General features: G+C 60.2%; 9 protein-coding genes. 1 reads left to right on the top strand and 8 read right to left on the bottom strand.

Annotated elements, in window-relative coordinates; genetic code table 11:
- Window positions 1–173: 173 nt before the first annotated feature.
- The 6 genes from ACSFA0_RS25965 to ACSFA0_RS25940 all read right to left on the bottom strand — a co-directional run bounded on the left by ACSFA0_RS25965 (window position 174) and on the right by ACSFA0_RS25940 (window position 9049).
- Window positions 174–650: a hypothetical protein gene (locus ACSFA0_RS25965; protein ID WP_435453148.1), complete on the bottom strand. Its 477-nt coding sequence runs from the start codon at window positions 648–650 to the stop codon at window positions 174–176.
- Window positions 651–889: 239 nt separating this feature from the next.
- The gene (locus ACSFA0_RS25960; RefSeq protein WP_435453147.1) at window positions 890–1957 is read right to left on the bottom strand and encodes a metallophosphoesterase; all 1068 of its coding nucleotides are present in this window, start codon (window positions 1955–1957) and stop codon (window positions 890–892) included.
- Window positions 1958–1965: 8 nt separating this feature from the next.
- Complete coding sequence (locus ACSFA0_RS25955; protein ID WP_435453146.1) at window positions 1966–4368, bottom strand: AAA family ATPase; 2403 nt, start codon at window positions 4366–4368, stop codon at window positions 1966–1968.
- Between the two features lie 11 nt (window positions 4369–4379).
- Window positions 4380–4739, bottom strand: coding sequence for a hypothetical protein (locus ACSFA0_RS25950; protein WP_435453145.1), 360 nt, complete (start codon window positions 4737–4739; stop codon window positions 4380–4382).
- 143 nt (window positions 4740–4882) lie between these two features.
- Window positions 4883–6661: a hypothetical protein gene (locus ACSFA0_RS25945; RefSeq protein ID WP_435453144.1), complete on the bottom strand. Its 1779-nt coding sequence runs from the start codon at window positions 6659–6661 to the stop codon at window positions 4883–4885.
- A 135-nt stretch (window positions 6662–6796) separates the two neighbouring features.
- Entirely contained in the window at window positions 6797–9049 is a 2253-nt protein-coding gene (locus ACSFA0_RS25940; protein ID WP_435453143.1) for a VWA-like domain-containing protein, read from the bottom strand.
- 93 nt (window positions 9050–9142) lie between these two features.
- On the opposite strand from ACSFA0_RS25940, the gene ACSFA0_RS25935 reads away from it, so the two are divergent.
- Entirely contained in the window at window positions 9143–9889 is a 747-nt protein-coding gene (locus tag ACSFA0_RS25935; protein ID WP_435453142.1) for a hypothetical protein, read from the top strand.
- A gap of 8 nt (window positions 9890–9897) precedes the next feature.
- Here ACSFA0_RS25935 and ACSFA0_RS25930 read toward each other — a convergent pair whose 3' ends face one another.
- Both ACSFA0_RS25930 and parC read right to left on the bottom strand, forming a co-directional pair.
- The gene (locus ACSFA0_RS25930) at window positions 9898–11922 is read right to left on the bottom strand and encodes a DNA topoisomerase IV subunit B (protein WP_435453141.1); all 2025 of its coding nucleotides are present in this window, start codon (window positions 11920–11922) and stop codon (window positions 9898–9900) included.
- Window positions 11923–11965: 43 nt separating this feature from the next.
- Window positions 11966–14335 carry a DNA topoisomerase IV subunit A gene (parC, locus tag ACSFA0_RS25925; protein ID WP_435453140.1) on the bottom strand — a complete coding sequence of 790 codons (2370 nt, stop codon included), beginning with the start codon at window positions 14333–14335 and terminating at the stop codon, window positions 11966–11968.
- Window positions 14336–14551: the final 216 nt, after the last annotated feature.

Raw genomic sequence — 14551 nt, 5'->3', positions numbered from 1 at the left:
CGGGACCCGCTAGTCTGGTGCGGAGGGTTCTAGGGGCCTGCTCGCAGCTTCGACGCGTCCAAAGGATTTCCGCAATGTAGCCGTTGAGCCTGCCACTGGATAGCGGTCCAACGGCAGGGAGGCAACGGGTTGCGGGCCCGGGGACGAGCATCGATGCCTGCGCATCCCCAGGGCTAATAGGCCGACGACGCGCGACGCTCGGTCGCTTGTCGTTGTTCCTTGGCAGCACGCGCAAGCTCAAGGCGTTCGCCGTCAAGCCCGGCGGCCGCTCGCTGAGCGTCGGTTAGCTCCTTACGGGGCACGGCCCAGATGGTCTGGTCTCGGCCGATGACAGTGACTGCCAGGCGAACGAGGGCGTCCTTCGTCACGACGAGGTTGCCAGTCGCGAAGGGGGTGTCTGGCTCGTAAGCCGTACCCACGCGAGCTCCACGTGCCTGGATGGACAGGCTGTCTCGCGAGCCCGGGGGATTGACGAAGATACTGACGCTCTGGCCAGCGATGGTGCCGAAAAGGGCAGGGCGGCCTGGTTCAAAGGTCGGATTCTTTGGGTCGACCAGAAGTGAAACCTCTGGGCCGGTGCCGGTCGAAAAGAATGCGCGGGTGTAGCTTGGTTTGGGATCTTGGATGCCCGATGGCAGGGTGGTCGACATGAGGGTCCTGGATTCGTTAAATGCGATAGACGAGAACGCCACTCAAGGAGACGGCGATCGAATCACCTGAGAGTACCGGCAGCACGGCTTTGCGCAAGAAACGGGGGGGGCGGCGCGCCATAGAAGGCGGTCATCTCCGGCCAGCGGAGCGCACCGCGTCTGCAAGATTCGCACCGGCGAGATCAGCGCATTGCGCGGCAGTACATGCGCAAACGTTTAGATAACTGCCTGCCCTAGGCCTATTTGAGACGCTCAGGCGCGCGCAGATGCAGATTTCTGATCGACATCTGAGCACCCACCCCGAAACGCTGGTTGTCGGTGAGGATTCGATCGATGTCTTCTGCGATGAGGTCGCCGCTGGCAGAACGGTCGAGCTCAGTGGAGCTTGCGTCCTTGTCACGGCTGAGCAGCTGGGCAAAGAGGCTCTTCGCGCGATTTGCTTCGCTCTCCACGGCACCTTGAGGATCGGCGGCAACCTGGCGGCCCTCCAGGTTGAAGGCGGCCTTGTTGTAGCGCAGGACGTGCTGGTGCAGCTGGCCGTCCGGTGTCGCCGGGCGCCATTCCCACGATGAAGGTACGTGGTCCACCATGTCAACTGAAAGACGGGTGATGTTGCCCGGGTTGAACCAATGCGTTTGTCCCGCCAATCTTGGGCGCTGGGTCGTGTGATCGTGGCCATTCACGACCATGTCGCAGCCCTTGATCTCGAACACTTCGGGCAAGTAGCGATTCGTGATGTCGAACTGGAACTGCGAATGCGTGATCCAGACGACCTTGTCGACATCCTCCCCGAAGACGCCGCGTACATCCCTGGGAATGTCTTCACCGTATGGCGTCCCGCCAAGGCCGACTTTTACGCCATCGATGTCAAAGATCGCGAACGGTCCACTCGGCTCGATCACGTGGATCAGCCCCAACGCCTGCATCGTCGCCAGCGTTTCGCCATCACGTAGACGGAGCTCAGCCTTGTCGTGGTTTCCTGGCATCGTTACCGCAGTGCGGTAGTTCATTGCTCGTGCGTACCCGGTCAGCATCCGGTTCGTGTCCTCGACGACACGCTTGGTACCAGCACGCTTCGCGTCAGGGTTCTCGACCATGTCTCCCAGGAAGACGACAAAGAGGTCGCGTTCCTCAGCGATTTGCCGGCACTGCGACAGCTTGTCCAGGGTGACGGTCAGAAAGTCGTCCTCAACCCGTCGTCCGGGGGCAACACAGCTCATCTGAGGGTCCCCAACGAAGAGGAATCCGTTCGTCTTGAAGCGTTTGATCGCGCGCGGGAGTCCGCTTGCCTGTGGGTGTGTATTCATGAGATGCCTCAAGGACGGGTTGCGCGCGAGCGAACCGGGTCGGGCATCGGAGTGCCGTCGCGCGCGATCGTGTCGAAGTAGTCGTCGGGGAGGTCGAGCATGCGCTCAGTACCGCGCTGGAAGCCGTTGCGGGCGGCACACTGAATCTGAGCTTTGATCTGATCGAAGTAGGCGACCACCAGTTCGTTCGATCCGCTCTGGAAGGCCACGATTGCGTCGCGCGCCAGTTTGTCGGCGATCGGCCCTGGGAGCGAGAAGGCTTCGAAGCCGAGTGCGGCGGTTGCGGCGTCGACAAGGCGCCTGTTCATGTCAAACCGCTCCTGAAGTACTGCGGCCTGTGCACGGCAGGCGTTGAGAAAGGTGATGTTCGAGGCGAGTTCGTCCACGATGCGGGTCGCGGTGTCGGTTGCAAGAATCGTTGGGGCGGAAGGTATCGTCATCACCGGAAGCGCCCGGCCTTGGTTCGCAGCGTCGACTTCCCGCACCCACTCCTCAAGCTTCTGCGTGCGCCGTATCATCGGCGGCGCCGGCAGCTCTGGCATGGAGCCGGCAATGCTGGCCGCGGAGCCCGCCTCGGACAATGAGAGCACCAGGGCCTCCAGCGCTTGGGTCTGCTCAAGCTTCGGCTCCGATGGCATAGCCGGCACTTGCCCTTTTAGTGCGACTGCGGAGGCCGCCGCCTCCAAACTTGATGCGATCTCCGCGATCTGCTCAGTTCGCAGGACAGAGGGAGGAGGCGGAAGCTCAATGTCGAGGCGGCGCGCGATTTCGGAGCGCGCACGCGTCAAGTTCTCAGACCAGTCCTCAAGAGCATGCGTGGAAAGCAATTGGGGCTCCACCGGAATGGTGCCATCAAGCGCACGCCATTGTTGGAGGAGCTGGATCTCAACAGCCTGGTCTTCGATTGCTCGGACCAGCCGGCTTCCCGCTTCCAGCGCCTCGCTCTGCGCGCGTAGACGCGTACCCTGGTCGGTGATCGCCTCGACAGCGTCCTGAGCATCCTTCAAGCCCGCAAATAACTCGAGCTCCGACCTGAGCGCGACAATGTCCTTTTCCCCGTTACGGATGGTTTTGTTGTCGGCCGCCACGTCCTCACTGAATAGTTCGTTCATCGCGAAGAGGTGTCCAGATTCGCGCCCAATCGAAAGGAGCGACGCTCGTTTTGACGGCGGCTGATCAAGCATGAACACTGGCAGGAACTGCGGCCACAGCTGGATGTTGATCCCGTCCACGGGTCCTACACCAGTCTTCTCCAATACCCACTCAGGAATGGTCGCCTTCGGGGTGTGATGTACAGGCGGCGGAGCTTCGGGGTCCTTAGCCCAAGTCTTCCGGTTCGCCGATGCGAACGCGTAGGAGGCGGGCGTGTGCAGCGTGTACTCGGCCTTGGGCGTACCCTTGACCCGGCGAATGTGCTCGAGCACATTGCCTCCCGAAAATGAAGCGGCGACAGCGAAACCGTCGCAGCCGTGCCGGATGCTCGAATCTTCTGACTCACCGTTGAATGCCGCCCGCATTGCGCGAGCCCATCCGGACTTACATGAGCCGTTTGGCCCTGTGATCGCTGTTACCCCTGGTGCCAGTTCGACGTGGGCGTCTGTATAGGCTTCAAAGTTCGAAAGGGCGAGGGAGGTCACTACGTCGCTCTGCAACGGCGTGACGTCCAGGCTGCCGGCGCTCACCAGCTCTGGCTGCTGCCGCGGGTACCCGTCGCCGCTCTCGACCTCGTGAATGCGATAGATGCGGAACGAGTCCTCGAAAGCAGAAAGGTCGTGGTGGGTGATGATGACAGTCTGGATCCCAGCCTCGCGCGAAAGCTGGTTGACTACATTGAAGAAATTCTGAACGTCACCGCCCTCAATCCAGCAGTCGGCCTCGTCGAGAACTAGCAGAGGGCGCCGACCTGAACGCGCAAGGGTGATAAAACGCAAGCCGGTGGAAACGACGTTGCACAGCGCGCCGGATGTGATCTTCTCCGCTTTGCCGTTGACCGAGGCCTTCACGTCAAGCGCAGGCATATTGCGCTCTGTCGTGAGCTCGAGCTTGATCTCAACCGGTGTGCCTGGCTTCACGTCCCGGGCTATCGCCGTAAGCATTCGCTCGAATGCGCCGACGCTACGCTCGTGTGCCTCGTGTTGAAGAATCTGCAGGATCTCTTCCACTTCGGGCTTGTACGCCGCGCGCCCTTTTGCTTCAGCTACCTCACGCACTGTTGTCTGCTCACGCTCAACTAGCGCGTCTCGGCGGCCGATAGCGAGTCCGAGCGCTCGATTCAGAGCATCTATCTCGAGGCTGTGGGAGCGCCAGTCAATGGGCCCGCCGACGGGGCCCTTCTGGTCTGCACCTTCGCTGTCTGGACTAGACGGGATGTGCACGCCAGGCGAAGCCCCGGCCGTTTGTTGCGGGGTCATGGGCGTCGCGTCTAGTGACCCTGAACAGGGCGGGCTAGTGCAGCGACCTTCTGCTGCGCGTCCGCGACTGCGGCTAGGTAGGTGCGAACGCGCTGGGCATTCTCGACCATGCGTTCGTCAAGAATCTTGCGGACGCCAGCCTCGCCGCCTGGAACCACCTTCTTGCCCGTGCCGTCGTCCGTCCCGAAGCCCTCATTCGCCTTGGCCATCAATGCGCCGAACGCTCGAGTCCCTTCTTCGGCGCGAGCGTTGTTGCGCAAAATCTGGTCCTGCAATTCACGGACTTGCGGTGCTGCTTCCTCAAGAATCCGGCGCGCATCAGCGTCCGTGAGTTTGTCCGGGATGCCTGCGGTCGAGATAATACTGGTCATCAAAGAGTCCTTGAAGATGCTGCGCGAGTGAGCTGCCGATTATATTTAGGCGGAAAATAAGCGCAAAAGCCGGCATGAGCCGGCTTTCGAGAGAAGCGTGAACCGTTGGCCGCCGTGCGGCATCGGTGCAAATGAATAGGCTGCTACTTTGGTGCCGCCGCGCTGATCGCAGCATTCAGCGCATCCTTGCGCTTCTTCACGCCGTTCTGGATGGTTGCATCCAGTCCGTTAAGGTACCCATTCGTAGCCTGGCTGAGCGAATCGGCGAAGGTCGTGCGAAGTTCTCTGACGTTGAACCGCTTGTTGTCGGGAACGAGGCCGTAGACCATGCAGGTGAGGAACGACTCTTTCGGAGTTCGGTAGTTTGCACTGCCCTCGAAAACCTCAGGCGTGATCACGTTCACGCGCGCGAGGAACTTGTCGATGCTGGCCGCGACGAATGTTGCCTGCAGAAAGCTCAAGCCGTACGAGAAGTGCATCATCGTCCGCCGGACGTCCATCGAGAGCGCGCTGTCTAGCTTCTCGAGCTCCTTCGGTCCACTCTTCCCTGCAGCCTTGATCTTCTCGCCGACCTCGGTAGCGGCGATCGCCGCCAACGCCGAGGCAAACTGGAAGCCGAAGTCCATCCCGTTGGCGTCCATGCCCTGGTTGTACTTGTTGCGGACGAAGTCTTCGTCGACCTCACCCTTCTTGATGATGTCACTTGCCTTGGGCATCGCACCGAGAAGGATCTGTTGATAGAAGCCGCCGACGGCCGCGGCCGGGAACACCTTCTTTGGCTTGCCGTTGGAGTCGATGATCTCGATCTCACGGCCGATGTGCGTTCCTGCTTGCAACTCGATGTCGTCGACGAAGCGTCGCTGAAGCGCGTCGTCCCTGGCCAACGCGTCGAAGCCGCCGGCGTTGTGGACCAGAACGCCGGCGGCGTCCATCATCGCGTCGTGGGTGCGAGGGCACGGCATGGCGGGCAGTACACCGTTGATCGGCTTGGTGATGGCCGAGAAGAGCTCTGGGTTCCCCTTCACGAACGTGGCGTACATCGCATCGCCGACCTCGTCGGGATAGCGTTTCGCGGAACGTGCGACGAAATCTTCAACGGTGTCCCTGACGTCAGCCCGCTGAATCCGGGTGGCAGTTGCCGTAGTGATCGGGAAGACCTTATTTCCGTCGCGCGATCCGCGGTTTCCGGCAAGCCCGATGTGCACGGGGCTGGCTCCACGGAACGAGTCGCCCGGCGACAGCCGGTCGATGCTCTTAGCTTTTTCTGGGTTGTGAGTGAAGGTCACCTGCCCGCTTGCGAACGAAACATCCGATTCGGCCACTTCCTTCATGTTGAACTGGAAGTCACCCGCACTGCCGCCCAGGAGTAAGTCAAGGCAGGCGTTCTGGACTTGGTGCGAGGACGTGACGAAGTCGTCAAACAGAACGTAGCCGAAAGCCCCGAGCATGCTTGCAGCCATGCGCCAGTCGGGCAAGTGGCCCATGAAGTCCTGATCACCAATGCGCATCTTGGCCATCAGCCCGCCAACCTCGTGCTTCGAGGTCGCGCCTGCAACGGTGAGGGTTGTGAAGACGAACGTGTTCTTCCCGATCATGCCTCGCTCCATCTGCGTCAGCGATGGGTCTTCCATGAACTGCAACCCGACCAGGCCCGCGAACTCCTTGCAAGCTTCGCGATGCGTGGTGGTCTTCCCGTGCCCCGGCTCACCCTCAAGGTAGAAGGCGCGAACGTCGCGGCCAGTCGTGCTGGCACGCATGGGGCGCCCGTACTTTTTCTCGTATGCGGCCTGGAGCTGGTCTTCCCACTCTGGACGTGTACCCTGAAAGCGACGGAAGAGATTCAGAAGGATCATCTCCTTCGCCATCTTCATGGTGAGCTGCTGGAGCGGGGTGTCTTTCGACTCAACGGGCTGATTGGCCATCAAACTCTTTCGGCGGCGCGCGTGAGTCGCGCGGAGATTTTGGTTGATAAATCGACCGATCGCACGTTGGTGCGAGGTCGCAAAATGGATGTTAGCGATTTGGGCGGAACGTGCAGTAAATCGCCAGTGGCGATTTCAGGAGCTCAAGCGGGTGTGGCCCAAATGCCCGGTTGCGTCGGCCTTGTCCTGTGCTGCAGCGAAATCGTAGACCTTGCCGTCTTCCATCACTACGACTTCTGAGTACGAGGAAACAGCGTCGATAAAGTGCTGAGCCTTCACGTGATCGTGCGGCATGCCTGCCCAAACCAGGGGTGGCATGTCCTCTGGCAGTTCAGATCGCTCTGGCGCGCGGCACTCGAAGTCCGTCACGTAAATGATGCCTTGATAGACGATGTCGTTGTCCTTGGCCCAGGCCAAAATCTGATTCAGCGGCGTAGCGAAGTCGGTGCCGCCGCCGCCGCCCAGATTGATGCCGTTGATCACGGCGTCAAGGAGAGTCTCGTCGTCGATGAAGTTCGGCGTGCCAGTCACGACGGTGTCGGCGCCGACGATATCGACGTCTGGTGATGTCTCATCGGCGGTCGCTCGCACGCCCACTGCGAAGGCAACGAAGTGCCCGAGTCGTTTCATGTCAGCCCAAACTGAGCCAGAGGTGTCCAAGAGGATCAGGAAACGCTCCTCGGGTTTCTCTTGTACCGATCCTTCGTAGTAGACGCCCTCGTCGGCCGGCATTCCGATATCGGTAGGGTCGACGTACGTGTAGATGCCGTACTCGTCCAGGCTTTTTGCGACGTTCGTCCCCTCGCCTTGCAGGAACTCCCGAATCCGACGCTCCCAGAAGATCTTGTAGCTCGAGTTGGGTCGAACCACAGTGTTCATATAGTCGTTGATGTGCCCGCCGGCGTAACCACTGCCGATGATGAGGCGCTCCTTTTCGGCCTCAGCGAGTGAGACCTCGATGACCCGCTCGACCTGTTCGGGCGCGAAGTCCTTTAGACGCATCTTCCCCACCAGTTCGGCTCGGCCGGTCTTTTCGAGCCAATCCTGCAGTGCGTCGATGTCGACAAGGTGCCCTTGTGGCGCATTCAACGGGTTTCCTCGCACCAAGCTACCAACGACATCGTCTGGTGCCCCAGATAGTGACGGGGTGTCGGCTGCGTTCGGCGCGTTGTCGCCGGGCGCGCTGCCGTCTTTGGGCGAGGTGGGGTCGCCCGGCGCGGATCGGCTCCCTGACTGTGAGGTGGTTGAAGAGCCGCTATCGTTCAGGACATCATCCAACGACTTGCGGCGCGGGTCCGCGTCGTCCGCAATGCCTTGGCCGCTTGCCGCTTGGTCAGGCCCAGCACTAGGCTCGCCATCGCTCGGTTCGGACCCATCTCCCGATGAATCAGAGGCGACCGGGATCTGAATCGGCGACTCCTCGCTTTGGCCGGGGCCTTTAGCGCCTTTTCTGTGCCGCGTCTTCAGGCGGTTGTCGATGTTGTCGATCTCGAGCGTCGCACAGTCGAAGATGTGATCGATCTTGTCCATCAAGCCCTGGTCTTCGACGACCACGGTGACAGTATCGAAGTCCACGACCTCGTCCTTTTTGGCCGAGAGCGTCGTTATTTTCCGGACCGGGCCGTCGATGATCACGAGATTCTTGATGCGAATCGTCCCCTTTTCGTCCTGCGCCTTTCGAGCCTCTTCAAGCATCAATTTGGCTATCGTTTCCTCCGATAGACCGCGGTATTTCTGATCTTCAGGTGTATTCCCGTAGGCGCCGCTGATGATTTTCGAAAAGTCGGTATGTGGTGGAAACATCGTGACCACCATGGGGTTGATCACGCGGTCTTCCGCTATGTTCGCCACCTTGGCTGGATAGTTCGTAAGGCGGTTGATGTGGTTCAGCACTGTGTGCGAGGTCTCGTGCAGCAGGACTGGTACGACCGCGGTCTTACCCCGCGCCTCCTCCTGCAGGAGTTGCTCCAGAAAGCCGGCCCAGATCCACTGGCGACCACTGGTGTCAACCGCCGCCGTCGGTGTGCTTTGGCCAAACAGAAACTGGCCAATATCTGGATCGTCGATCAAGACGGGTGCGGGCAGGCGGCGTGCGGCATGGCCCAGGAATCCAAAGCGTGCACCGACGCCACGTGAGTCCGGGTAATTCCGATCGCCTGCGATCTGTCGGTGATAGGACTCAAGTAGTCGCGCAAGCTCAGGGTCGCCCTGGTACCACGCTCCCTGCGCAATCCGTCCGACTTCCTTTGCCAAACCGTCCGACGGGCTACCGACCCGTACACCCACCTTCGTGCGATCGGTCGCAATGGTGGTGCTCTGACCGAAGATGTTCTTCTTTGGCTGCTTGACGACCTGTTGAGTCAGGCTTGAGGGTGGGGACGTGCTCATTATCAGGCCATGGCGATTATTGGAAGAACAAGTATAGTTTCGTGCTGATTAATCACCATTTACGCCGGCAGCGGATGCCCGGCCAGGACCCCAATGTCAAATCTGCTTGAGCTCGCCCGCCAACTAGCCGAAGGTCATGACGACGTAAGCGGCGCGAGCACGCTGGCACGGCTGCTAGCGGAGATTGCTGCGGGGGTGGACCTTGACCTCCGTGGAGGAGATGGTCTGCGGGCTGTTGACATCTTGGCCCGCGGCAGCGACACCCTAGAAGCCGGGGCAGCGATTGAGGCCATGGCGGAAACGGATTTCGCTGCCCACATGATCATCGCACCCGGATCAGGTGAGACCTCCCCGATGATGATGGCCTGTTACAGAGGCAATGCTGCGATCGTGGAAAAGTTCCTCGAGTTGGGGATGCCAGCCGATCGTACCGAGACGTGTCCTAAGCTAAAAATACTAGCCGGCACCGCGTTCCACGCAGTGGTGCTGGGTTACAAGCCTGTCGAGGCGGACCGTTACATCCGATGCATGGGATTGTTGCTTGCCTATTGCCCCGACGGCATCAACATCGCGGACAGGCTTCGCCAGACACCGGTGGACCTGGCCGTCAAGACGGCATCCAGCACGGGCGATCGGAGCCTGGCAGATGCCATCGTTGCGTTCGGTGCGGAACTCAGCAACAACAACGGGCTGGATGCGCGCAGCCTTATCCAAGTGATGATGAAGGCAGCGAAGCACGCGGATCTTGCGACGGTTGTATCGCATGGTGCCGCAAACCGAGCGCTGCTGACGATCGACCGTGAAGAGCGCGCAGCCGCAGCGCGCGCGGCTCGACCCTAAGCTGACATTCAGACGTCGGCGTCTACTGTGGCGCCTTCTCGGGCAAGCCAATCTCTGCGCCATGCGGCCTGCGACGTCGACATCAAGTGAGTGAAGGTCTGCTTGATATCCGCAGCTAAGGCGATGTCATACTTAACCGCATGGACACGTCTCGTTGCCGGGTCCATTGACGTTTCTCGTAGCTGGTCGCTTTGCATCTCACCCAAGCCCTTGAAGCGGCCTATCTCAATGCGACTCTCCCGAACACCCTCTCTCTGAAGCGCATCCAGAGTATTGCGGTGCTCCTCGTCGTCGAGTGCGTAGATTCTGCGTGCTGGTCTCCCATTCCCCCCTGAAGCAACGTCAATCCGATAGAGTGGACTTTGGACGATCCAGACATGACCGTGGATGAGTAAGAGCGGCAAGTGCGCGTAGAGATGCGTGAGGAGAAGAGTCTGAATGTGGGCGCCGTCAACGTCGGCGTCGGTCATGATCATGAGGCGCGTGTAGCGAAGGTTCGCCAGGACAACCGCCGGGTCATCAGATGCGTCATGGGGGTCCACCCCAGTTGCCACAGAGATGTCGTGAATCTCAGAGTTCGCGAAGAGGCGGTGGCGCTCGACCTCGAAGGTGTTCAACACCTTGCCCCGTAGCGGCAAGATGGCCTGGTTGGTTCGGCTCCGCGCTTCCTTGGCGCTACCACCGGCAGAATCGCCTTCCACGAGGAACAGTTCGCTGTCGTCGTGCGACTCGCAGTCCGCAAGTTTGCCTGGCAGGAGCGTTACCCCCGAACTCTTGCGCTTCTCAACGGGCTTGCCATCTTTCTGACGCGAGAGAGCTTGACGGATCGACAAGGCCGCAATAGCCTTTCCTGCGTCGACGTTATTGTTCAGCCAGACCTCGAACGGATCCTTGACCATCTCGTGGATCAGCTTCACTGCACCGCGAGTGTTTAGGCGCTCCTTCGTTTGCCCTTGGAAGCTTGGATCAAGGCAGCGGGCCGAGAGTACGAATGCCATCCTGGCGCAAACATCTTCCTGCTGCAGCTTTACTCCCCGCGGCAGCTTCAGTGATGAAGCATCACTGCCTGACGGAGAGTTCGAGTGATGCTCGATGAACCGTTTCACAGCTTCGAAGATGCCTGCTTTGAGCCCGCTCACATGGGTGCCACCGTCTTTGGTCGGGATCAAGTTGACATAGGACTGTGAGGCCGGGCCACTCTCTGGGTACCAACCGAACGCGTATGACGCACCTTCGCCAGGTGCGAAGCTACTTTCCGCGGCGTTCTCGCCTTCGAGCAGGGGTTGCTGGAACTGCTCCCCGACGTAGATTGGCGCGACGGGCTCTGCGCCGCCGGCGAGCTCTTCGAGGTACTCTGCCAGCCCTCCTGCGTAGGACCAAGTGCGAGTCTGCCCGTCGATCGTGAGCGTGAAGGTGACGCCGGGCAGAAGAACAGCTTTGCTCTGCAGCAGTCGCTCCATCTCAGCTCGCGGCACCTTGGCCGTGTCGAAGTACTTTGCGTCGGGCGTCACATGTACAGTCGTGCCCGTATCTGATGCCTCAATCGGACGGACCTTACGGACGCTACCGATGGAACGCCCGCCGTCGGCGTACTCAACTTCGTAAAGATGGCCTCTGCGTCGCGACACGACGCGTACGAGCAGCGATAGCGCTGTAGTTACGGCGACGCCAACGCCATGTAGGCCTCCCGAGAATGCGTAAGCGCCGCCGGTGGTCTTGTCGAACTTGCCGCCGGCATGCAGGCGAGTGAAGGCCAACGTGACGGCAGGCACCTTCTCTTCTGGGTGAAGGTCGACAGGAATGCCGCGTCCGTTGTCGCTTACGCTGACCGAGCCGTCGTCTTGCATGGTGACGTCGATTCGGCTCGCATATCCGCCGAGTGCCTCGTCGGCGGCGTTGTCGATGACCTCTTGAATGATGTGCGAGGGTGAGTCGGTCCTCGTATACATGCCGGGGCGTGATCGCACGGGCTCGAGGTCCTTGAGGACGCGAAAAGAGCCGGCGTCGTAATCGGGCTTTGTTTGTGTTGCCATCGTGGTCTGTCGGAGTGCGTTGATTGAAGTAGGCGAGCTAGGCTTAGTAGAGTCTGTCGACGTCGACTCGCTTTCCGATCTGGCACCCCGACCGTGCGCGATGGAGAAGGAAGCGCCTGAGATCGTCGCCTTTGAAGGACAGCTTCTGACCGGAGCTGAGCTCGATCGTCACTTCTGACGGCGGGTCACTCGCAAGCACGGTGGCCACCGAAAGGTGCTCGCCCTCCTTGAGATTCATCATGATCACACCACGCCCTTTGGGCATGATCTTCATCTCGTGCGCGGGGAACAGAACCATCCGAGCGTCCTTTGGTCCCTGACTGCATACGGCGATCCAGTGCTTTGTATCGGTGACGCGAACAGGCTGCAGCACCGATTCCTGCGGCTCGAGCGTCATGAATCGCTTTCCACCCTTGTTGCGTCCGACCAGGTTCGATAGTTCCGTGATGAACCCATAGCCCGCTGAGTTGGCGAACAGGTAGCTCGCCGTAGGGGCGTCGCTCAGAGCATGGGCCATTTTTCCGCCGTCTACGAAGCTGAGGAGCGAGTTCAATGGGACGCCGTCTCCACGCACTGAGGGGATGTCCGCAATATCGACTGAGTAGGCCTGTCCGTTCGTGTCGACCACCACCAAAGGGTGGGTCGTCCGGGTCTCGAGTACTGCTCCCTCAGCATCTCCTGTCTTCCATGGCATCGAGGATCGATCGACTCCATGACCTTGGCGCACTCGCACCCATCCGTGCGCGGACACAAAGACGGTCACCGGCTCGTCGACGGCGGTACGAGCGATCTGTGCGACCTCGACGTGCTCGATCAAGGTGCGCCGGTCGTCTGCAAACCGTTTCTCGTCGTCGCGAAGCTCCTTGACCAAGTTGGCAGTAAAGGCATGGCGGTCGTCCAGCAGCAGTTGCAACTCGACCTCCTCGGCGCGCAAGCGCAGCGCCTCCCTCTCGATCTCAATACCGGCTAGGCGCGCAAGTTGGCGAAGCCGAATCTCAAGGATGTCTTCGGCTTGAGCCTCGGTGAGGCCAATAATCTCCATGAGCGCGAGCTTCGGATCGTCGCTCTCTCGGATAATCCGGATGACTTCCTCTATACGGATGAAGACCTGCAGTCGCCCGTCCAGAATGTGCAGGCGGCGGCGCACCTCAGAGAGGCGATGCTTGATGCGCCGTTCTACGACGTCGAACCGATATCCGAGCCACTCCTTGAGTACGGAGATGATCCCTTTGGTCTGTGGGTTTCCATCGCGGCCTATGACGGTCATGTTCATCGGAGCGCTGCACTCAAGGCTGGTAGAGGCGAAGAGCGTCGCCATCATTTCCTCGGGAGATTGCTTGGAGCTTTTTGGCTCGAGAACAAGCCGGACGGGCTCATCCTTGTAGGATTCATCACGTGCCTGGTCCAGTACGGAAAGGACCAGCGCCTTGGCGTTTTTCTGCGCAGGGCTGAGCTCCTTCTTCCCGTCACGAATCTTCGGGTTCGTTAACTGTTCGATCTCCTCCAGTACCTTCTTCGTGGAGGCCTCATATGCGTGCTCGTACACGACCACGCGCCACTGGCCCCGCGCAAGCTCCTCCTTGCGCCAGAGAGCTCGCATGCGGATCGACCCACGCCCGCTCTCGTACGCATCTCGGAGCACTCGTGGTGAACAGATAATCTGGCCTCCGCATGGGTAGTCGGGCCCGGGGAGCACCCTCATGACGTCATCGATGGACGCGTCAGGCCGCTCGATCAGGAGTAAGGCCGCGGAAATTACTTCGCGAATGTTGTGGCTCGGGACCTCGCAAGCCATGCCGACGGCGATACCGCTCGCGCCGTTGAACAGAAGCATTGGGAGACGGGCAGGAAGTAGTCGCGGCTCCTCGAAGGATCCATCGTAGTTCGGGATGAAGTCGACGGTGCCTGCGTCGATTTCACTGAGCAGAGTTTCGGCGATAGCTGTGAGGCGCATCTCGGTATAGCGCATGGCCGCTGCGCCGTCGCCGTCACGGCTGCCGAAGTTGCCTTGCCCGTCTATCAGTGGGTATCGAAGCGTGAAGCTTTGAGCGATACGAACCATCGCGAGGTAAGAGGTTTGGTCACTATGAGGATGGTACTTACCGATCACATCCCCCACCACTCGTGCACTCTTGACTTTCTTCGACGTCGAACTCAGTCCAAGCCGATGCATCGCGAAGAGCACCCGGCGATGCACCGGCTTCAGGCCGTCACTAATGTCGGGAAGTGCGCGGCCCTTGACGACGCTAACCGCGTACGCAAGATAAGCTTGGCTAGCAAACCGCTGAAGGTCATAGGCGCCGTCAGGCGTGAGAAGCTGCTGCGGGGCCAGCGGATTGGTGGGTGGCTTTGCTCCGCCACCATCGCTGTCTATCGCCAGAGTTTCGGCGTCAAGGGTCTCAAGGCTTGTCATATGGTCCAGTTAAAAGCGTTTGCGACAGTATCACCGCCGGTTGCATGTAACGCAAATTCAGACCAATCCTCCCTCAGTGGTCGGATCCTTGAGCGGATCGCTAGCAGGGTGCTGAAATACCTCTCCCAGTCGGCGCGCGACAGCCCTCAAGCGTTGGAAGTTGACACCACCGACAGTTGCAACCCAAGACCCCAGACGATGCGCGGAGCCGATACC

The sequence above is a fragment of the Variovorax restrictus genome (assembly GCF_051216715.1).
Classification (GTDB): Bacteria; Pseudomonadota; Gammaproteobacteria; order Burkholderiales; family Burkholderiaceae_C; genus Variovorax.
This window is presented reverse-complemented; position numbering and strand designations above follow the sequence as displayed.

Bases quoted from the DNA above. Each gene is read 5' to 3' on its own strand.
- ACSFA0_RS25965 (WP_435453148.1), bottom strand. From the start codon at position 650: ATGTCGACCACCCTGCCATCGGGCATCCAAGATCCCAAACCAAGCTAC.
- ACSFA0_RS25960 (WP_435453147.1), bottom strand. From the start codon at position 1,957: ATGAATACACACCCACAGGCAAGCGGACTCCCGCGCGCGATCAAACGC.
- ACSFA0_RS25955 (WP_435453146.1), bottom strand. From the start codon at position 4,368: ATGACCCCGCAACAAACGGCCGGGGCTTCGCCTGGCGTGCACATCCCG.
- ACSFA0_RS25950 (WP_435453145.1), bottom strand. From the start codon at position 4,739: ATGACCAGTATTATCTCGACCGCAGGCATCCCGGACAAACTCACGGAC.
- ACSFA0_RS25945 (WP_435453144.1), bottom strand. From the start codon at position 6,661: ATGGCCAATCAGCCCGTTGAGTCGAAAGACACCCCGCTCCAGCAGCTC.
- ACSFA0_RS25940 (WP_435453143.1), bottom strand. From the start codon at position 9,049: ATGAGCACGTCCCCACCCTCAAGCCTGACTCAACAGGTCGTCAAGCAG.
- ACSFA0_RS25935 (WP_435453142.1), top strand. From the start codon at position 9,143: ATGTCAAATCTGCTTGAGCTCGCCCGCCAACTAGCCGAAGGTCATGAC.
- ACSFA0_RS25930 (WP_435453141.1), bottom strand. From the start codon at position 11,922: ATGGCAACACAAACAAAGCCCGATTACGACGCCGGCTCTTTTCGCGTC.
- parC (WP_435453140.1), bottom strand. From the start codon at position 14,335: ATGACAAGCCTTGAGACCCTTGACGCCGAAACTCTGGCGATAGACAGC.